The organism is Pseudoalteromonas shioyasakiensis, from assembly GCF_001550135.1.
Lineage (GTDB): Bacteria > Pseudomonadota > Gammaproteobacteria > Enterobacterales > Alteromonadaceae > Pseudoalteromonas > Pseudoalteromonas shioyasakiensis.
Genome location: NZ_LRUE01000015.1, coordinates 276226 through 294150, shown reverse-complemented (window position 1 = coordinate 294150; position 17925 = coordinate 276226). Strand labels below are relative to the sequence as shown.

Below are 17925 nucleotides of genomic sequence, written 5' to 3'. Positions count from 1 at the left end.
AGCACATAACAAACGCATTAATAATGAACGCCTAACGCTTGGCTGGCGCTCGTTCCTCTCAAATTTTAGCCAAGCTTAATCCGCCCATTATACGGGCGTTAGCTTTTAAAGTAAGGATTGACTATTGAGGAAAGTTTTAGCTGTTATAATTGTCACTTATATTGTGTATGGCTGGATTTGTTATTTTTGGGATAATTCAGAAGGATCAAATAAACTAGCTAAATTTAGTAGTCTTACTCTTGAAGATATTGTCTCAATTGAAGCGATAAATTCTGAGTATATTAATGTGACAAATTCAGCATTAAATTCTACCCAATCAAAAGAACTATTAATTAATGCTATTACTAGTGCGGAGCAAGCATCAACCGCTAATAGACCACCCAAAAACACCAAACTATATATTAGAATTAAAACAAAGAACGACACCATAGGTTTGAATTTGATGGTTCCACTTACCAAAAGATGTGAAATGTATTTTGTTGTTGTAGATCGGGTTTATGATGGTGAAAGTTACACTCAGGATAGTTATGGCCGCTTTATCGCTACTGGGCTTTATGAATTTTTAGTTGAGGCAAAGTTAGTAAACGAGAGCTAACAAGCAATTAAACAGGGATAAATAACTTGCGGGCTATTCGCTTCGCTCAATTTTAGCCCACAATTTTTTAACCGTTAATATAGCGTTAGGCAATCAGGCATGTCCAAGTTTACATATTATAGAAATCTTATATTAGCTGCTGTTTGTGTTGCTCTTGGTATATCTATTAGCTATGTTCAACTAACTCAAAAAAACGGTGGCTTCCCTTATAAAGAAGAGCTGGTTAGTCGTGATGGGTATATCGATTGGGTGCAGGAGTATGATTACGGAATTCGCTTTGCATTTGTAGATGATAATTATAATTTCAATTACCCTTCTAAATCTAACGGCCAGAGCATAGTTTATGACTCATTATTCAACTCTAAAGGGAAAAGAGTTGAGGTTCTATTTGAACCTAGAGAAAGTACGAAGCCAATATATACAACTAAAGAGTTTCACGATGTATTTGAAGTCAAGATAGAGCAAAATGTAATCCGTTCCTATGCCAAATCAGAAAAGGCGTGGAAATCAGATAACCTACTTATGCCGTTTATATTGGTACTATTTTTAATTGGTGGGCCTTATATGTGGTGGAAAACCAAGAAAGAGTACAAGAATGCCTAACAAGCGGATATTGTCGGACTGGTTTTACGCTGCGCTCCAAACCAGCCGCATATGCGGTCGTTATGTTCTTATTTAACAAGGAGGTTTTTTGAGAAAAGCTTTTAGTATATTTTTATTATTGGCATTTTGAAGCTCTCGGGCATTTTGCTACTCAGACGTAGGTATCGTTTATCTAAATCAACTGATTGAGGATGTTCGTAGTCATAAAAATGAAGGTTCAGAATGCAAATACAGTAAAAAGCAGTTTGACTTGATAAATGAGCTAACAAGTTCAGAAAATAAACATTTCAAGTATGCTCGCTTGCTTGGTAAAAATCAAAGTGAGCTGCATGTTTTCGTAGAGATATCAAAACCACAGAGACCGGGTTTATCCTTAATTATTTCTATAAAAAATAACCGTTGTGAAAGTTTTAGCGTTTTCGAGATAATGAATTAAATTCCTGCTTTGAACATAAAAGACGCTTAACACGTTCACTGGGAGAAAAACGGGGCGCGCCTTTGGCATTTTCGCGCTACAATTTGTGTCCGTTAGCTAAGCATTATATTTACTTAAGGATTCGATCTGTGCCTAAATATCAAATTCCTAAAAATGTTGGTGAATGCGAAATTATTGAATCCAGAGCTGGAACTCCTTTGATCTGGAATAGAAAAAAAAGTAAAGGCAAAATTTCTATTCCTTGCAGAGACTGGGAGCACGCTGAAGAGGTTTTAAAAAAACTTAAGGCTCTGAAAAATGGTGGTGAATTGTGGGTATGATTTTATGCTTTCAGTAGCATAGTAAATATAACAAACGCATCAATGAATGGATGTCTAAAGCTTGGCTGGCACTCGTTCCTCTCAAATTTCAGCCAAACTTAATACGTCCCATATTGCGGCGTTATACACCATAGGAAAGCTTTGTGCTAATTCAAGCGATTAATAGTCAGAGAAGACTAAAACCATATTTCTACTCGCAGTCTGCTAAAGTTGGTGGTATTGGTTGCCTGCTTGGGCTTTCAGCAGCGTACCCGTTATTCTTTATAATTGCCTCGAGCTTTGGTATTGAGTCAGATATCCCAATACGTAGCTACGATGTTGGTACAGTATCTGTAATGTTCACAATATGCTTATTAATTCTTTGTTTATCACTATACGCATTTTGTGCTTTAACTGCCTTTATTTACTATGGAATTAAGTGCAAGAAAGGGCATATCGATAGGCAAGAACTTAATAATATCGTATTTAAAGGTATCTATCCAAAGCGATGGCAACGTGGGCTTTAGTTCGGATTATAACAAACCACTAAATACTCTCGCTGAGGCGCTAACAAATGGGTTGCGTCACTTTGTTGCTATTTCTAGCTCTTCAGTGGTGCGCTAGCCAATAGAAATGTTTATGCGAAATTCACCTAATACATCCGACTCTCTAAAATGTTTTTTCCAGTAATTAGTTAACGCAAATACCCTAAATGTCTATTTTCAGAGATAGCTAAACATTGAGGTTGGCTTAAAATAATAGTTAATTTGTTTCCAAACTATGTAGTACGCACATATATTAAAAAATGAGCAACGAGCGCATTTTATTTTTCTGAAACCCTTTAGGATTGATTAAAAATACGAGTTGCCGATGCCTTAAGTTATTTGTTACTAATAGATTTATTAAATACATGAGCGTGACATTGGCAGAAAGATTCGTGACGCGCTCACTATTGAATTGTTAGGTAGCTAGATGGAATTTCAGAGTTGGCCAACACCTTTTGAAAATGGCAGTTTGTGGTTAGTTGATTTGTCATGGGGTACCAAAGAGTGGACGTTAGAGAAATCGAATGGTGTAAAGTACCTGATTAAAGGCGACGCAAAACACGAATACCATGAACTTGTTGCTCGTGTATTTCACGAAGAATCACAAACTATATACGAGCTATTATTTGAATCTGTAAATGGCTTTCGTTGTCTTGATGAGCATGGGTTGACTGAAGTTTGGAGCGAACAACGACCAAAGTTCAATACTTTTAAAATAAGAGGTCACGGCTGGCACAAAGAAAGTCCACTCACTTTTTTTATGGGAAATGATGGTGAATGGTCTCACTTAATAGTTACTTCTGACGAATGTTTAGAGGTTGTTTGTCGAGAAAGCCCTACTGTAAAAGTGATTGGTAAAGCAGAGGTTTTCGCTACCTAACAAAGCCATAAAATAATGGACGCAAAACAGCAGGCTTGTGCTCCTTCGTCGCCAATTTTAGCCTGCTATTTTGTGCCGTTTATTACGGCGTTAGGTTAAAAAGTTGAATGGCACTACCTAAAAAAGGAATTAGAAAAATTGAGTATGAAGGGCATACATACGGTTGGTTAATTCGTTCAAAGCCAACTTACACTCAGGGGGCATTTCAAAGCCCAATGACCATAGGTATTCAAGAATTGGACTGTGAAATGCCCAAGGTTTTATATGTTACTCTGAATATTGATCGGCCAGATAATTGGCTATCTAGTCATCAAACTCAAATAACCCCAAATATCATTCGTAATATTATTAAAGGGGCTATCGAAGAAGGTTGGGTGTTTAATGAGGGTGGGGCGGCATATGAGTATGAATTTGGTGTAATAAAAAATGCGTAGCCAGTCACCTAACAAGTTTAACAGCCACCGCCACTGCGTCGCTAGACAGACTAAACGCAGCTTCGCGGCAGTCTGCCGGTTATAAAGGCTTTGGCAGAAATCAAATCAACAAAGGAGAAATAATATGGGTGCATGGGGAATGGGAGTGTTTGATGATGATACTTCTTGTGACTTACTTTATGAAGCTATGGAAACAGACGCTCTCAGCTTTATCAAAAAAGCACAAAACCATAAAGATGCGGAGTATCTGGAATACGACGAATGCCACGAAGTTATTGTTGCTGCTTCTATAATGGACTACATATTAAACGGTACAAAATATAATTATAATACCGAAGACTATGACGAATGGCTATCAAAGCAAGGAAAAGAAGGAATTGAAAATTTAAAGTCTGATATTTCTGAAGGCCTGCGGAGAGTTTTATCAGGAGAGTCAGAACTAAATGAGTTGTGGCTAGAAAATGAAGAAGATTACCCTGCATGGAAGGGGAATATAGAAAGTATATTGTCAAACTTAAACGGCTAATAAATTGCTGCACCTGACACATACTGCTACGCCCGTTTTGTTTATGTCTGTTATGGCGCTCATTTTTTTTACACAAAGTCGCTCTTTGCAATATGTGCAGGTGAGTAAGAGATTGCTTTACTTCATCAGGCGTCATCACTACAGGCAGCTTGGGTTGTCGATTACTTCGTGCAAAATTCAAGTTTAAAGAAAGCTCATTTTTGACAATATGTTTATATAAAAAAGCCAGCGCATTTAAAGCTGCGCTTTGTGTTTAGGTGACATATTACGTTTTAATACAATATGGTCTAAAAACGCTTTGACTTCTGCATCTCCCATTGAGCTTGGGTGACGTTTGATGTGAAAGAGAATAAATTTTGCGATCCAACCTAAATAAGCGTTAATTGTTCTTAATGAATACTGACGAGTGAGCATATAGTCTGCAATGTAGTTTAAATAAGGAGAACGAGTTTTCATTTTCATTCCTTTGAAATGAATTTGTATATATACAGCTTTAGCTCAGTCGCTCGTATAGTCAAGAAAACGACCCAATCGCTCGTTTTTATCCTGAGGTAAAAGCGAGAACTCCTAAATTTTAATAACACTGGCAATTAGTTAACAAGTTTGTTAAAAATAATCTAATAAGAAAAGCGAGCGATGCTATAGAAGAAAAACGCGCGATTCGCTCGCTATAAACATGTTAAGCATCAGTCCTATGAATTCACATTGTCACATTTGCAATAGAGAACTAGAAGTTAAGGGTGATCCATTATCGATCGATTGTGGTGGTGATTGCTGGGGATGCATAGGTGAAATTGAAGCTGACCAAGGCTATGAACCATCCATAATTCAGGTAAGGAAGGAGTTTTCTGAGGGATTAAGGCCGGACTGGATGCCAAGCACTGAAACTAGTTGTGAATTGGATTCAGAATCTAGATTGCATATTCAGGTTAAGCTATCTCGGCCTCTCGGAGAACCATGGAATGACGAACTGTTCGAGTTGAAGATAATTTCTAAAGGATCGAGAATGGAAGAAGAAGTTATCGAGCAAGTGCTTCTAACTACAAGCTCAAATGGCGAGTGTATTTACACCTCATCAGCTAAAACACCGAAAAATGGTTCGGATTTATGGTATTTCATAGTCCGTAAAGAAAACGAGTGGGGTTATCCAGTTTCAGGAGCAAGAAATGCTTAACAAGCAGCAGCAACGGACTGTCAAACCTGTCACTCAAATTGCTGCGCAATTACGTGCCAGCTTTGCCAGCCGCTGTGCTGGGCGTTAGGTGTACATATAGATGCAACCCAGATTAGAGCTCGAGTTTTTGCAAGATGATCCATCCAAAATATGGGTTAAGGCATGCAATGAGCGATTCGCAGGAGAAACGGAGCAGTATTTTAATGCTCAATCGCTGCGTGATCTCGCAGAAAATTTGTCTAGTTTTCCCAAGTCTAATTCGGATGAAATAATCTTCGAAGTAGGTGAAGTCGACTCATCTTATGGACACTGTTTTCTTAAGTTTTATTGCATCGATTCTGCTGGCCATACTGCTGTATTTATTTCAGTTTCAGATGGCGAATCGAATTCAGCAAAATTTACGGTTCAATTTGAAGTTTTATCATTGGATATGTTTGTTTCTTCAATAAATTTCGCTTTAAAATCGGGTAATGGTGTTTCCGAATTAATTGGTATTAATGCATATACACAAAACATTTGAGTGTAAGTACACCTAACAAGCGCATTAAAAATGGACGTCTAAAGTTTGGCTGGCGCTCATTCTTCGCGATTTTAGCCAAGCTTTATCCGCCCATTATGCGGGCGTTAGGTTACTAATGAGTACAGATATAGAACCGATGTATATTGATTGCGGTAAGCATGGAAAGCGAGTGGCTGCCGTACTATGTGGTCATCTTGTCAAACCTGAGGGAGAGCCTCTCGGTTTCATTGAAAATTCAAGCGTTCCAAATGATCTTCAAGCTTGGTGTTATCAATGTGAGGCTGTTTTTGAGGAAGAGGACGGCATGACAGAAAGATTCAGAGAGTTTAATCAAATGTCAGTCGTATGTGTTAACTGTTACGAACAAGCAGCACAGTATCACAATGTAGATTGAGGTTCGTAACCTAACAAGCTGTTTAAAATGGACGCCTTACTGCTTGGCTGGCGCTCATTCTTCGCTAATTTTAGCCAAGCGTAATCCGCCCATTAACAGGGCGTTAGCAGTCAAAAGTGAACAACGAAAATTTTACCTTCAAATTATCAACATTAATTCTGAACATACTTCTTTTTATTGGTGGAGTGTGGCTGATCAATGCTTTGTGGCAAGATCTTGTTGATAGCGTTGTTAATTTTAATGAGTTAAGTGATTTTTACTTTATTGTTTTTGTTGCGTGTCTCATATGGATTGTATTGTGTGAATTTGGTTATCAAATAATGCTGTTCTTCCCACGTGGTAGAGCATTGGAGCTTAACTCTGATTCTTTAAAAGTTTGCACAGTTTTTGGGATGAAGACCATACCTAAAAAAGCCGTGAGAGGTTGCAAAAATCCAGTTCATAGAGCTACTGGAGGCCTAAAAGCCGGTCTCGTAATTATCTCAGTTGCTCCAGAGTACAGAGTTATGGGGCCTTATGGTTTCAAAATTAACCCGCAGTTTTATGGCTCTTCAGTAGCTGGTGAAAATGAAGTCTCTTTAGTTAAAAAAATAAGAGCATGGCGGAAACAAAGCAACTGCTAACAAGGCCGTTAAACAAAGGACACAAAACAGCAGGCTTGTGCTCCTTCGTCGCTAATTTTAGCCTGCTATTTTGTGCCGTTTACGGCAAGCGTTATGTATTTCTTAGGTTTTGAGTATGAAAACAATTAGGTGGGCAATAATCACCATAATCTTCGCTTTAAGTGCATATTTTGAAGTTGTGTGGATTTATTATCCTGTTTCAGTACTTTTCTTCATTTTTGCGTTAATGGGGACTGTTGCTTTATTTACAGTAAATAGTACTGACTTTGCCCAAGGAGCAATAGACCGAAATTTAGGTTGGGCTTTGTATATTAATAGCTTTATTAATACTGGAGTTCTAATTTATCTAGGGTGGAATATTGTTGCATTGCTCTATGCAGTGATGATTTGTATGGGCTTATCAAAAAGGTTAACTGGTTTGTATAAGCTAAGGTTAAAAAATACATAACAAGTGCCTAAACCTAGGGACGCAAAACAGCAGGCTTGCGCTCCTTCGTCGCTAATTTTAGCCTGCTATTTTGCGCCGGTTAGCCAAGCGTTATAAGCCAAAGGAAGATATGAGTTTACCGAAGGAACAATTAGCTAAAGTTAGAACTCCTTTTAGGGTGCTTGCGGGTTTCATCTTTGTACTCTCATTGTTTGCTATTTTAGCTACGGTAACTTTTGCGTTCACTGAACCATATGATCATAGTATTTGGCTATTAGGTATCGTGACGTTTGGTATGTCATATATATCAGGGCATGTTGTATTTACGGGTTATGCCCCCAAGTTTTTACTGTTTACGCATGGTGCTAAAGATGGCTTATAACAAGTTGCTCAAGTTCGTTCGTAAACTCACTGGGACAATTAACAGTTGGCTTGGCGCTTCGCGCAAGTATTGCCAACAGTCAATTGCCCCTTAGCAAAGCGTTATGTGCTTCTAGGATAAATTAAGATTATGAATTATTTTGAATCTCCTTTTTCGGGGATCACGTTAAAGCAACAAGTGACAAACCCGAATATTATTGTAGGCAAGCATAGCTACTATTCTGGTTACTATCACAACCATAGCTTTGATGACTGTGCTCGTTATCTCAGTCCGGACAGAGATGATGTTGATAAGCTTATTATCGGTAGTTTCTGTTCAATAGGCTCCGGCGCGGTGTTTATGATGGCGGGAAATCAGGGGCATAGAAACGATTGGATTAGTACATTTCCATTCTTTTACCAAGACAATGAGATTTTCGCCGATGCTACTGATGGATTTCAACGCGCAGGTGATACTGTAGTTGGCAATGATGTTTGGATTGGTTCAGAAGCAATGATTATGTCTGGCGTCAAAATAGGTCATGGCGCCATCATCGCAAGTAGAGCTGTCGTAACCAAAGATGTAGCGCCATATGAGGTTGTCGGTTCAAATCCAGCAAAACATATTAAGTTCCGTTTTTCGGAGTCAGAGATAGCCATGTTGCTTGAAATGCAGTGGTGGGATTGGCCTGAGAGCGTTTTAAAGGGCGGTATTAAGCACCTTTGCTCCTGTGACATTGAAAACCTTTACAATTATTGGAAGCAGGAAGTACGCACATAACAAAGCGTTTAAGAGGGATTTGGCACGCGTGGCATTTTTGGTTTGCGTTGGGTTCAGTGTTTACGGTGCATTGCAGAAGCTTATGTATTGCGTGCCGGCACCCTTAACGCGGCGTTATATTCTCAGGAGGTATAATGATTAGCACATTATTACTTGTGGTTGGTGTCCAATTTGGCGTAACTAAAGCATGCAATGACCCTGATGTTGATTTGCTAGATGAGCCCATAAGCATCGCAGCACCAATAGAAGGTAAAGACAGTATTTTTGAACCCAGTACAATACGGTTCAATTCTTCTTTACCTTCTGCTTGTGCAGTAACAAATACAGAAGCCACCGTGGAATTTGATGTATCAAATGAAGGTAAAGTAATAAATTTAAAAATATTGAGTATTAATCCACCACGAATACATTCAAGGGTCATATTAAGAGGGCTGAGAAAAGCAATAGTCTTACCTAATGCATTTGGTACAGACGGTAATAAAGTACATGTTAAATACGTACAGTTTAAAAAGAGAACAGAACAAATTAATTAAACAATGGACATAGAACAGCGGGGTTGCGCTCATTCTTCGCTTAGTTTAGCCTGATATTTTGCGCTGTTTATTATGGCATTATGTTTAATTTATGATTCGATATTGTATTCTCGTTTGTGTTGGGGTCGTTTCCGGATGCTCATTATTATTAATAGGTGAAAATGTTGTTTCTATTTCGGGTGAAGTAGAAGGAGACTGTTTGCTTTCATTAATCCCCAATGATGCCGAAATCATTCATAACTTTTATACCCGAGATGTAAGTGGAAAATTCAATGAAGGATTTACGGTATTATCTAGAAGCGATATTTATAAAGTAACAGTAAGCTGTAATGGAACTTTGGTTTATTCAACTGTAATAAATTACCCAGAAGAAATGGATAAATTTAATTTGGGTGTCATTAGCCTTAGTGATTAAACATAACAAGCCAATTAAGGTGTGACTGCTAACGCTTGGCTCAGTTTCGCTTCGCTACACAAGTTTAGCCAAGCATTATCAGTCTCTTAGTGTTGAGCTACCAAATAAATACTCTAAACATTTTTGTCCTAATATGGTCATGCTCAACGTCTAGTCACACTCAATGATGGCCTAATGACCGCACATGGCACAATGCCGTCTCTCCAGAATATGTTAATTACGTAGCATTAAAATCACCAAACAAACTTCTTCAGCACTTTTTCATAGCCTTTTTGTTAGAGATCATTTAGCCAAAGGCTTCTGTAACTCGAACTTCTAACATCGATAAATAATGGCTCTGCATTGGTGTTACAATTTAGTCAAAATCTCATCGTGCCTGAGATTCTCATTTTGAATGGCAATCGCCACACACCAAAACTTGCTTTGCTGAATAGACTGGCGTAACTTAACACTGGTACGATGAGTCTATAAGAATAAAAAGGTCAAACGTGACGATTAAACAAGAATCGGTGTTTATTAAACTCGCCGAAAGCCAAACCTTACATTTACGCCGTATCAGTAAGACTGATGCGAAAGGCCCTGCGGTGTTTTTTATGCATGGTGCCGTTGAAAATGGCAAAATCTTTTACACCCACAGCAATAAAGGTTTAGCGCCATTTTTAGCTGAGCATGGCTATGTTTGCTATGTGGCAGATTTACGTGGTCGTGGTGAGAGTAAACCTGCGATTTCAAAGCATGCAAAGTATGGTCAAACCGAGGCTATTTTAGAAGATATCCCTGCATTTTTAGATAAAATTAAGCAGCTTGAAGGCGAGCCTGCGCGTTATTGGGTGGCGCACTCGTGGGGCGGGGTGTTAATGAACAGTGTGTTTGCCCGTTTTCCTGAGTTGATTGATGATGTGAAAGCCTGCGGTTATTTTGGTTCTAAACGGTCTTTGTATAACCATCACCCAAGCAAGTATATTCAAGGTAATTTGATTTGGTATGGTTTGGCGCCATTAGTTGCCCGTAAGCATGGTTTTGTGCCTGCTAAAAAGCTGAAATGGGGCAGTGATGATGAAACCCGTAAATCACATTATCAAAGTATGCAGTGGGCTAAGCGTAAACCTTGGGTCGATACTGACGATGGCTTTGATTACGCCAACGCATTAGCTGATAAGGCGCTGCCGCCCATTATGCATGTGGCGGGTATTAAAGATAAAGCCCTATGCCAGCCGATTGATATTGAAAAATTTATGGAAGAGTCGGGCATCGGCAAGCAAACGATGACCATTTATGGCCGTAAGTTTGGCCATAAGGTCGATTATGATCACATAAATATGCTTACTCACCCACAGGCGCGTTTTGATCAATTTGTTGACTTGTTGAACTGGTTTGAGACTCACGCATAAGCGTGTGCATTGCGCTCTCGTAGCGTTTGTATTTCTCTAATGCTTTATCACTTAACGGCTGTCTTACAGCCGTTTTGCTGAGCGTTGCCACCGGTTTTTTTGACTTATAAAAATCTAAAAACTGTGTGCTGTACTCAATGTTTAAGAACTTACACAGGGCTGTTAGTGTTTGTTCGCTGTCACTGATAAGTGCTTCATAGCTTAAATCAAAAACCGCCTCTGGCATCACGTTTTGCCAATGCTCCATTAACTGCTGATACAAATCAAAATACTGTTTAAACTCTGGGAGTGAACAAAAATAAGGTTCGTTTTCAGCAAAATAGTTGCTAAAAACTGACCAAGCCATTGCATTATACTCGCGCTGCATATTAATAAACTTGGCGTTAGGAAAGAGTAAGTAAATCAATCCAAGTGACTGATAGTTAGCTGGTAGCTTATTGATCATAAAGGGGCGCACAACTGGGGCTTGCTTTATTCGTTCAATATAAATATTGCGGGCATTGTTAATTAGCCCTTGGTTCAGCTCTGCTAAGCAATCTGGGTAGGGGAGTTGCGTTTGTTGTTCAAGGTATGCAACAACCTGATTACTGATACTGGCATCTTCGCCAAGGCTGGCAAAGTCATTGTGGCTTGCCAGCATTTGCTCTACCAGCGTTGAGCCACTTCTTGGCATGCCAATTATAAAAATGGGTGTGATTGTGCCTGTGAATGTTTTGTCTCTGGCATCAATTAGCTCGGCAGTATTTTGCTCTATGATGCGCTGATAAAATGGTACTAAGTCACGGGTTTTAAACTGCGTGAGTTTTGTTTGTAGCTTATTAGCAAGGCTGAAGTAGTTAAAAGCTTGTCCTGTATCATTTAACTGATCATAGCTTTTACCCAGTGCATAATAACACACCATTTTTAAGCGCAGATTATTGGTTAAAGTTAAAAACTGGTGTAGCTCATTTATGTAATTTTGTTCGTTGTTAAAACGTCCAAACTGCACTAACTCAAATAAAATGTATGCTTTTACAGGGTAATTTCCCATACCAAGGGCATGCTTTAAAATAATGTACGCTTTGTCTAGCTCACCATAGGTTAGATAATGCTGAGCAAGATAGTAATGTGGCTCAGGGTTATGGCTGGCAATTGATTTAGCATATTCTAGTACAGTTAATGCATCTTGCGGTGAATGCACGCCATTAAAAGCATCGGCAAGAGCATGGAGCGGTTCAAGCATGTGAGGTAGTCGTTCACAGGCTCTTTGTAGAAGGTAAACCGCAGCATCATAACGTTCTAAACGCAGTGCAATACGGCCCAATCCAAATAACGCTTCGCCATTTTCAGGATCTGAATCGAGAATGGTTTTAAAATGAAACTCAGCCTCTTTAAGCTTGTTTTCATTCAGTAGTTGATTCGCTTTTTGTAACAGCATAGGAATGGCGGGTTATTTGTTATTTTTATTTACTATAAAACGAAAAAGGCGAAATGTCTTTCGCCTTGGTTAACTATAAATATCCAGAATAAATCCGGGGTATCGACTTTCTAGGTTGATTGCTCAACCTAGAAAGCTGTTCTATTTAGAAAGTATACGTAGCTTTCACGTAATAGAAGCCGCCGTTGATACCATATGGCGACGTTTCGTAGTATTTACCACCCCAGTTATTGTTAGGGATGCCAGTACTGTCATAGAAATCAAGTTTCTCTGCTTCTTGGTCGAATAAGTTTGTCGCACCTACAGAGAAGCTAAGCTCTTCAGTTAGGAAGTAAGTCACTTCTGCATCAATCGTTACTGCAGCATCAGCTGTTTTCGCTGTTGCATCGTAATCTACGTGTACGCCTTGGTATTCGCCATAGTAGTTAACACGTGTAAATGCAGAGAAATTCTCCCACTGTTGTGCCCAGCTAAGCGTTGCTCGGTGATTTGGTAAGTCATTTTCTAAACGGCTTACTTTAAACTCACCAGTAATGTCTGTTGACTTAGTTACTTCAGTGTCGTTCCAGTTATACGCTAAGCTGAATGTTGAGCTACCGCCTAACAAATCAGTTGAGTAGTTAGCTACAGCATCAACACCTTGGGTTGTTGTATCAAAGTCATTCGTGAAGAAGCTTACTTGCGCTAAGTTTTGTACGTTTGGTACGCCTGCTGCTTCAAGTGTGTCTTTATCAGCTTGGCTTAACTCAATTTTATCTGATTGACTGATACGGTCATCAACTTGGATGTTGTAGTAGTCAACTGTGAAGAATAAGTCACCAATTGTCCAAACTGCACCAAATGTATAGCTTTGTGATTCTTCAGGTTCAAGCTCTGTACCACCTAATTGCACGGCAATTGGGTTTGTTGGTGGTAAAAGTGCTGAGTCAACAAGAACACCGCTGCTTAGGTTTGTTTGAACGTTACTTACATTTGCTTGACCAACAGTTGGTGCACGGAAACCTGTACTGATTGAACCACGAATGTTTAAGTCTTCAGTTAAGTGGTATTGACCAGTTAACTTGTAGTTAGTTGTTGAACCAAATGAATCATAATCTTCATAACGTAGTGCTAAGCCCATTAGGAAGTCTTCTGTGAATGGTGCTTCAACATCAACGTATGCAGCATAGTTACGACGTGTATACTCGCCCGCATCAGATGGTTTGAAACCAGGGAAACCATTTGAACCGATACCAAAACCTTGTTCTGTTAGTGGGCCAGCTGTGAAAGACGCTTCGTCACCAGAAACAACTGTGAATGTTTCTTCGTGCCATTCTAGACCACCGGCAACGTTTACATCGTAAGCTAAGCCAAAGTCAAAACCTTTTGATAAATCTGCGTTAAAGTTTTTCTCTAACTGTGAGTATTTACCTGGGCTGAAATCGCGCGGGCTTTCTGGGCCTAATGATGCATTGATTGTGTCGTAGATGAAGTAACGAGATTCGTTGTAACCAACTGTACCGCTTAAGTCATAGTAAGCACCTTCAAGGAAACCAGAAGTGATTTCACCTTTAGTACCAATTGTTAATGCAGTATCTGTGATGTTACCACCGAAGTTAGGTGTAAAACCGCCTGGAAGCATTTCGTTAAATGCAAAACAGTCTGGGTTGTTAGCAACTAGATCGATGTATCTTTGGTTATCTAAAACGTTATCATCAATCATGATATCGGTAGGACAGTTACCGCTCATATCGCCAGTTAAATCACCAACAAGCAGTGTTTCACCGCCGTCATTTGAGTAAACACCTGGGCGAGTGTGTGGGTTACGATAGTAGAAACCACCACGTACGTCACGCTCAGAGTAGTTACCAAACATGTAGAATTCAGATGAGTTGCTTAACTCAAGACCAATGTTACCAAAGATTGTAATATCATCATCAACTTCAGGTGCCCCCCAAATTTGTGCTAAAGAAGATACTTCAGGTACACCAGCTGCGTTAAGTGCCGCAGCATCAGGGCGTTGTACTGAACGGCTAGTTGCATCAGCTGTTTTATATTGGAAGCTTAAGTTAGCAAAACCACTATCGGTAAATGGTAGACCTACGTTACCTGAAATTTGTGTTGTATCGCCATCACCTTCGTAGTATTCGCCTTGACGAATTTCGAATGAACCACCTTCAGAGGCATCTTTTAATACAAAGTTCATTACACCAGCGATTGCATCAGAACCGTATTGTGCCGCAGCACCGTCACGAAGTACTTCTACTTGCTTTAGGGCAATACTTGGAATAACTGAGATATCAGCACCTTGAGCACCATCATTGATACCACCACCTAAGAAGGCAATAACTGATGCGCGATGACGACGTTTACCATTAACAAGTATTAATGTGCTGTCAGAAGGAAGACCACGTAAGTTAGCAGGGCGTACAAGTGACGCTGCATCACTAATTGGGTTTTGGTGAACGTTAAAAGAAGGAACTGAGCCTTTTAAAAGCTCTAGCATATCGGTGTTGCCGCCTTTATCTAGCTCTTCACCACCAATGATATCAATTGGCACCGGTGAATCACCGATTGAACGTGGCGCAGAACGAGTACCTACCACGGCAATTTTTTCTACGTTTTTGTTAACTTTCGTTTCTTCTGCTGCTTGCTCTGCAGCAACAACCGAACCCGACACAAACAGACCTGCTGTTGTTGTCGCTAGAGCAAATTTAATTGCTTGTTGTAGCGCATTATTTTTGAATTTCATTCTGACTTCCCCAGTTAGAATATTTATGATTATGTCACCGAAGTTAAATAATAAACTTGGTGTAAATCTCTTATACAGCCTGTAAATTTATTTTGCAAATTGTTAATGCGATGTTGTTTTTGGCGTTTTTATTTGCACGTTATTATTGTTTTTTTAATTATGTGCATGAAATCAAAAGGGATAATTTATTCTTGTTTTTTCTTTTAAGCGTAAGAAAGTATATAAAATATCTAAAAATATTTTAAAAAAGGAATTTTTTGATTGGTTTTTAAGCGAAATTGGATTTGGAACGGTCTATTAGGCTTGTTGCGGAATGTTGTTTAATTGCCATTGCTTTAATTTTTCTCGGTATTCATCCCAAACACATGGGCAACAACTACCACCACCACAACATTCATCTGGGGCCGGCTTTTGGGGTTTTGGCTCAGCCTGTTGTATAGGTGTGTTCATGTTTAATACTGAAAAATAATTACGAATAGAGTATTAAGAATAAAACAAAAACTAATATAAGTAAATTATGCTTTGTGAACTTCACATGCTGTGTGAAAATAACCAAATGCGATTATACAAAGTTATTCATCGAGCCCCATTCAGAGTGGCTAAAATTACCAAAAAGCGTCAGACTCTACGCTTCAAGCGCGCTATGGTAGCACTTAAAATCGCACTTGCCCAAGAAAAGCAAGAAACAAAAGAGATGCTTCATATCTATAGGCGATACACCCAAGGCCAAGCTACTAAAGAAGAATTGCATACTGCCAATGAGCAATTTTTAGATATATTAAAAGGACTCGGTTTGGGCGTATTTGCTGTATTACCCTTTGCACCCGTGACAATTCCTTTGGTTGTAAAACTGGGGCAATGGGTTGGTGTTGATGTGCTACCTAGCTCATTCAATATCAATAAGTCGATTAAAGAGATTGATCAACAAGTAGAAAAAGAAGAAAAAGAGAAGCAAAACAAAGACTGATTAGGTTTTGCTTATCTGATTTTGCCTATACCTTTTGTATCAAGATATTGGTATGCTTAAATACCTTTTCTTTATATCGAGTCGTTTAATGAGTTCATTAATTCGCCATTCTTCTACGGGAATTCCCCTGTCATTTATTGCTAAAGCTGACCTATCAACGTGGTTAACCGAGCAGCCGCAAGCCTTACAAAATTGGCTAACGAATTGTGATTTTAAAAACAAAGGCATGGCCTTAATTGCTGATAGTGAAACCGGTTCACTTGAGCATGTGTATTGTTTAGTTAATGATTTACAAGACTTTTGGTTAGCAGGTGACTTATCAACAAAACTGCCAGCAGGTTGTTATCAAATTCAAGGTGATGACAAATTTGTAGAACAAGTAGCGCTGGGTTTTGTGTTAGGTGGTTACGAGTTTAGTGAATATAAAGAAAAACCATCGCCACGTGCCACACTAGCTATTAAAGATGAAAGCTTAGTTAAGCGTCTATCGCAGCATGCAAGTGCTATTAATTTAGTGCGTGATTTAGTTAATACGCCTGCTGCAGATATGATGCCGCAACACCTATCACAAGTGATGGCTGATTTAGCCGACACCTTTGATGGTGAGTTTAGTGAGTGGGTTGGTGATGAATTATTAGAGCAAAACTACCCGACAATTCATATGGTTGGTCGTGCGTCTGAGAATAAGCCTCGCTTACTTGATTTACGCTGGGGCGCAAAAGATGCTCCACAGATTACCTTAGTCGGTAAAGGCGTGTGTTTTGATTCAGGTGGTTTAGATTTAAAACCAAGCTCAGGCATGCGTAATATGAAAAAAGACATGGGCGGTGCCGCGCATGTTATTGGTCTTGCCCAGTTAATTATGGCTGCCAACTTACCAATTCGCTTACGAGTACTGGTACCTGCGGTTGAAAATGCGGTTTCTCGAAATGCATTTAGACCAGGTGATGTGATCAAAACTCGCAAAGGGATCACAGTAGAAATTGATAACACGGACGCTGAAGGTCGTTTAGTGCTGTGTGATGCACTTGCTGAAGCACAAAATGATAACCCCGATCTTATCGTTGATTTTGCAACTCTGACTGGTGCTTGTCGTGTAGCCCTCGGCACTGAATTACCGGGCTTTTTCGCAAATAACCGTGATGTTGCTAACAAATTGATGGATGCAGGCGAAAGCTGCCATGATCCTGTATGGCAACTTCCGTTATTTGATCAATATAAAGCATTATTAAAAAGTGACGTAGCTGATATTGCTAACTGTGCTTCCACTCCTTTTGGTGGTGCGATCACTGCTGCTCTTTATTTAAAAGAGTTTATTGAGCCAAGTACTCCTTGGGTTCACTTTGATGTTATGGCTTGGAACTTACGTGCATTACCAGGTCGCCCTACAGGTGGTGAGGCATTGGGTATTCGCGCCGTGTTCAATTACTTACAAGATCGCTTCCAATAATCTAGAGTTGGTAAAGCTCTAACGGTAAATCATCGGGATCGGCAAAAAACGTAAATTGCTTCCCGGTGATTTCATCCACTCTTATTTCTTCAACCGAAATGCCTTGTTGTTCTAAGTACTGCTTAGATTTTGCAATATCAGCAACTTTAAACGCCAAATGGCGTAGCCCTTGTGCCTCTGGATAGCTGGGTCTTTGTGGCGCTCCAGGAAACGAAAACAATTCTAATTGGCTACCATCAGGAAGTGCTAAATCTAACTTATACGAGTTACGTTCAGCACGGTATAGTTCGTGGATAATCGGCAGTTTTAATACTTCATTATAAAAATGCTTTGATTTTTCATAGTTGCTACAAATGATTGCAGCGTGATGTATGCCTAATAATTCCATTATATAGTCCATTTTTTGCTCATAAAAAAACGCGGA

Annotated in this window: 24 protein-coding genes; 19 read left to right on the top strand and 5 right to left on the bottom strand. The window is 39.4% G+C overall.

From position 1 onward, the window contains the following. Window positions 1–124 precede the first annotated feature (124 nt). From PASHI_RS10510 to PASHI_RS21830, 7 genes are all read left to right on the top strand, one after another. Complete coding sequence (locus PASHI_RS10510; RefSeq protein ID WP_062565558.1) at window positions 125–595, top strand: hypothetical protein; 471 nt, start codon at window positions 125–127, stop codon at window positions 593–595. Window positions 596–694: 99 nt separating this feature from the next. Further along, entirely contained in the window at window positions 695–1198 is a 504-nt protein-coding gene (locus PASHI_RS10505; protein WP_062565557.1) for a hypothetical protein, read from the top strand. A 564-nt stretch (window positions 1199–1762) separates the two neighbouring features. Further along, entirely contained in the window at window positions 1763–1954 is a 192-nt protein-coding gene (locus PASHI_RS10500) for a hypothetical protein (RefSeq protein WP_062565556.1), read from the top strand. Between the two features lie 143 nt (window positions 1955–2097). Beyond that, window positions 2098–2460 carry a hypothetical protein gene (locus tag PASHI_RS10495; RefSeq protein WP_062565555.1) on the top strand — a complete coding sequence of 121 codons (363 nt, stop codon included), beginning with the start codon at window positions 2098–2100 and terminating at the stop codon, window positions 2458–2460. Between the two features lie 445 nt (window positions 2461–2905). Further along, entirely contained in the window at window positions 2906–3358 is a 453-nt protein-coding gene (locus tag PASHI_RS10490) for a hypothetical protein (protein WP_062565554.1), read from the top strand. 107 nt (window positions 3359–3465) lie between these two features. After that, window positions 3466–3792 (top strand): hypothetical protein, encoded by a 327-nt coding sequence (locus PASHI_RS10485; RefSeq protein ID WP_062565553.1) that lies wholly within the window; start codon window positions 3466–3468, stop codon window positions 3790–3792. 124 nt (window positions 3793–3916) lie between these two features. Beyond that, the gene (locus tag PASHI_RS21830) at window positions 3917–4318 is read left to right on the top strand and encodes a DUF4259 domain-containing protein (protein WP_082710906.1); all 402 of its coding nucleotides are present in this window, start codon (window positions 3917–3919) and stop codon (window positions 4316–4318) included. A gap of 234 nt (window positions 4319–4552) precedes the next feature. Here PASHI_RS21830 and PASHI_RS22160 read toward each other — a convergent pair whose 3' ends face one another. Further along, the gene (locus tag PASHI_RS22160; RefSeq protein WP_208855491.1) at window positions 4553–4774 is read right to left on the bottom strand and encodes a phage integrase N-terminal SAM-like domain-containing protein; all 222 of its coding nucleotides are present in this window, start codon (window positions 4772–4774) and stop codon (window positions 4553–4555) included. A gap of 550 nt (window positions 4775–5324) precedes the next feature. On the opposite strand from PASHI_RS22160, the gene PASHI_RS22010 reads away from it, so the two are divergent. The 10 genes from PASHI_RS22010 to PASHI_RS10435 all read left to right on the top strand — a co-directional run bounded on the left by PASHI_RS22010 (window position 5325) and on the right by PASHI_RS10435 (window position 10936). After that, on the top strand, window positions 5325–5492 hold the full coding sequence (locus tag PASHI_RS22010) for a hypothetical protein (RefSeq protein ID WP_156426480.1): 168 nt from the start codon (window positions 5325–5327) through the stop codon (window positions 5490–5492). Window positions 5493–5592: 100 nt separating this feature from the next. Further along, complete coding sequence (locus PASHI_RS10470; protein ID WP_062565552.1) at window positions 5593–6012, top strand: hypothetical protein; 420 nt, start codon at window positions 5593–5595, stop codon at window positions 6010–6012. A 115-nt stretch (window positions 6013–6127) separates the two neighbouring features. Then, window positions 6128–6406: a hypothetical protein gene (locus tag PASHI_RS10465; protein WP_055022527.1), complete on the top strand. Its 279-nt coding sequence runs from the start codon at window positions 6128–6130 to the stop codon at window positions 6404–6406. 116 nt (window positions 6407–6522) lie between these two features. Next, window positions 6523–7029, top strand: a complete 507-nt coding sequence (locus PASHI_RS10460) for a hypothetical protein (RefSeq protein ID WP_062565551.1) — start codon at window positions 6523–6525, stop codon at window positions 7027–7029. A 115-nt stretch (window positions 7030–7144) separates the two neighbouring features. Beyond that, on the top strand, window positions 7145–7477 hold the full coding sequence (locus tag PASHI_RS10455; protein ID WP_062565550.1) for a hypothetical protein: 333 nt from the start codon (window positions 7145–7147) through the stop codon (window positions 7475–7477). A gap of 109 nt (window positions 7478–7586) precedes the next feature. Beyond that, on the top strand, window positions 7587–7838 hold the full coding sequence (locus PASHI_RS10450; protein ID WP_062565549.1) for a hypothetical protein: 252 nt from the start codon (window positions 7587–7589) through the stop codon (window positions 7836–7838). A 129-nt stretch (window positions 7839–7967) separates the two neighbouring features. Continuing rightward, window positions 7968–8597, top strand: coding sequence for a type B chloramphenicol O-acetyltransferase (gene catB, locus PASHI_RS10445; RefSeq protein WP_062565548.1), 630 nt, complete (start codon window positions 7968–7970; stop codon window positions 8595–8597). Window positions 8598–8731: 134 nt separating this feature from the next. Continuing rightward, window positions 8732–9130: a hypothetical protein gene (locus PASHI_RS10440; RefSeq protein ID WP_062565547.1), complete on the top strand. Its 399-nt coding sequence runs from the start codon at window positions 8732–8734 to the stop codon at window positions 9128–9130. Window positions 9131–9329: 199 nt separating this feature from the next. Beyond that, entirely contained in the window at window positions 9330–9545 is a 216-nt protein-coding gene (locus tag PASHI_RS22005; protein ID WP_063527368.1) for a hypothetical protein, read from the top strand. Between the two features lie 488 nt (window positions 9546–10033). Beyond that, entirely contained in the window at window positions 10034–10936 is a 903-nt protein-coding gene (locus PASHI_RS10435) for an alpha/beta fold hydrolase (protein ID WP_062565546.1), read from the top strand. On the opposite strand, the gene PASHI_RS10430 is transcribed toward PASHI_RS10435, so the two are convergent. From PASHI_RS10430 to PASHI_RS21825, 3 genes are all read right to left on the bottom strand, one after another. Next, entirely contained in the window at window positions 10869–12353 is a 1485-nt protein-coding gene (locus PASHI_RS10430) for a tetratricopeptide repeat-containing sulfotransferase family protein (protein ID WP_062565545.1), read from the bottom strand. The genes PASHI_RS10435 and PASHI_RS10430 overlap by 68 nt on opposite strands. Window positions 12354–12498: 145 nt before the next feature. Then, on the bottom strand, window positions 12499–15084 hold the full coding sequence (locus PASHI_RS10425) for a TonB-dependent receptor plug domain-containing protein (protein WP_062565544.1): 2586 nt from the start codon (window positions 15082–15084) through the stop codon (window positions 12499–12501). 297 nt (window positions 15085–15381) lie between these two features. Then, the gene (locus PASHI_RS21825) at window positions 15382–15534 is read right to left on the bottom strand and encodes an oxidoreductase-like domain-containing protein (RefSeq protein ID WP_082401749.1); all 153 of its coding nucleotides are present in this window, start codon (window positions 15532–15534) and stop codon (window positions 15382–15384) included. Window positions 15535–15640: 106 nt separating this feature from the next. Here PASHI_RS21825 and PASHI_RS10420 point away from each other — a divergent pair, with 106 nt between their 5' ends. Continuing rightward, window positions 15641–16051: a hypothetical protein gene (locus PASHI_RS10420; protein ID WP_054563995.1), complete on the top strand. Its 411-nt coding sequence runs from the start codon at window positions 15641–15643 to the stop codon at window positions 16049–16051. Between the two features lie 88 nt (window positions 16052–16139). Continuing rightward, entirely contained in the window at window positions 16140–17501 is a 1362-nt protein-coding gene (locus PASHI_RS10415) for a leucyl aminopeptidase family protein (protein ID WP_054563996.1), read from the top strand. A 1-nt stretch (window position 17502) separates the two neighbouring features. Here the strand turns inward: PASHI_RS10415 and gloA2 are convergent, their stop codons facing one another. After that, the gene (gene gloA2, locus PASHI_RS10410; RefSeq protein WP_062565543.1) at window positions 17503–17889 is read right to left on the bottom strand and encodes an SMU1112c/YaeR family gloxylase I-like metalloprotein; all 387 of its coding nucleotides are present in this window, start codon (window positions 17887–17889) and stop codon (window positions 17503–17505) included. Between the last annotated feature and the right edge of the window lie 36 nt (window positions 17890–17925).

Coding starts and splice junctions, on each gene's coding strand:
- PASHI_RS10505 (WP_062565557.1), top strand. CDS start 695: ATGTCCAAGTTTACATATTATAGAAATCTTATATTAGCTGCTGTTTGT.
- PASHI_RS10490 (WP_062565554.1), top strand. CDS start 2,906: ATGGAATTTCAGAGTTGGCCAACACCTTTTGAAAATGGCAGTTTGTGG.
- PASHI_RS10485 (WP_062565553.1), top strand. CDS start 3,466: ATGGCACTACCTAAAAAAGGAATTAGAAAAATTGAGTATGAAGGGCAT.
- PASHI_RS21830 (WP_082710906.1), top strand. CDS start 3,917: ATGGGTGCATGGGGAATGGGAGTGTTTGATGATGATACTTCTTGTGAC.
- PASHI_RS22160 (WP_208855491.1), bottom strand. CDS start 4,774: ATGAAAACTCGTTCTCCTTATTTAAACTACATTGCAGACTATATGCTC.
- PASHI_RS22010 (WP_156426480.1), top strand. CDS start 5,325: ATGGAAGAAGAAGTTATCGAGCAAGTGCTTCTAACTACAAGCTCAAAT.
- PASHI_RS10470 (WP_062565552.1), top strand. CDS start 5,593: ATGCAACCCAGATTAGAGCTCGAGTTTTTGCAAGATGATCCATCCAAA.
- PASHI_RS10465 (WP_055022527.1), top strand. CDS start 6,128: ATGAGTACAGATATAGAACCGATGTATATTGATTGCGGTAAGCATGGA.
- PASHI_RS10455 (WP_062565550.1), top strand. CDS start 7,145: ATGAAAACAATTAGGTGGGCAATAATCACCATAATCTTCGCTTTAAGT.
- PASHI_RS10450 (WP_062565549.1), top strand. CDS start 7,587: ATGAGTTTACCGAAGGAACAATTAGCTAAAGTTAGAACTCCTTTTAGG.
- catB (WP_062565548.1), top strand. CDS start 7,968: ATGAATTATTTTGAATCTCCTTTTTCGGGGATCACGTTAAAGCAACAA.
- PASHI_RS10440 (WP_062565547.1), top strand. CDS start 8,732: ATGATTAGCACATTATTACTTGTGGTTGGTGTCCAATTTGGCGTAACT.
- PASHI_RS10430 (WP_062565545.1), bottom strand. CDS start 12,353: ATGCTGTTACAAAAAGCGAATCAACTACTGAATGAAAACAAGCTTAAA.
- PASHI_RS10425 (WP_062565544.1), bottom strand. CDS start 15,084: ATGAAATTCAAAAATAATGCGCTACAACAAGCAATTAAATTTGCTCTA.
- PASHI_RS21825 (WP_082401749.1), bottom strand. CDS start 15,534: ATGAACACACCTATACAACAGGCTGAGCCAAAACCCCAAAAGCCGGCC.
- PASHI_RS10420 (WP_054563995.1), top strand. CDS start 15,641: ATGCGATTATACAAAGTTATTCATCGAGCCCCATTCAGAGTGGCTAAA.
- PASHI_RS10415 (WP_054563996.1), top strand. CDS start 16,140: ATGAGTTCATTAATTCGCCATTCTTCTACGGGAATTCCCCTGTCATTT.
- gloA2 (WP_062565543.1), bottom strand. CDS start 17,889: ATGGAATTATTAGGCATACATCACGCTGCAATCATTTGTAGCAACTAT.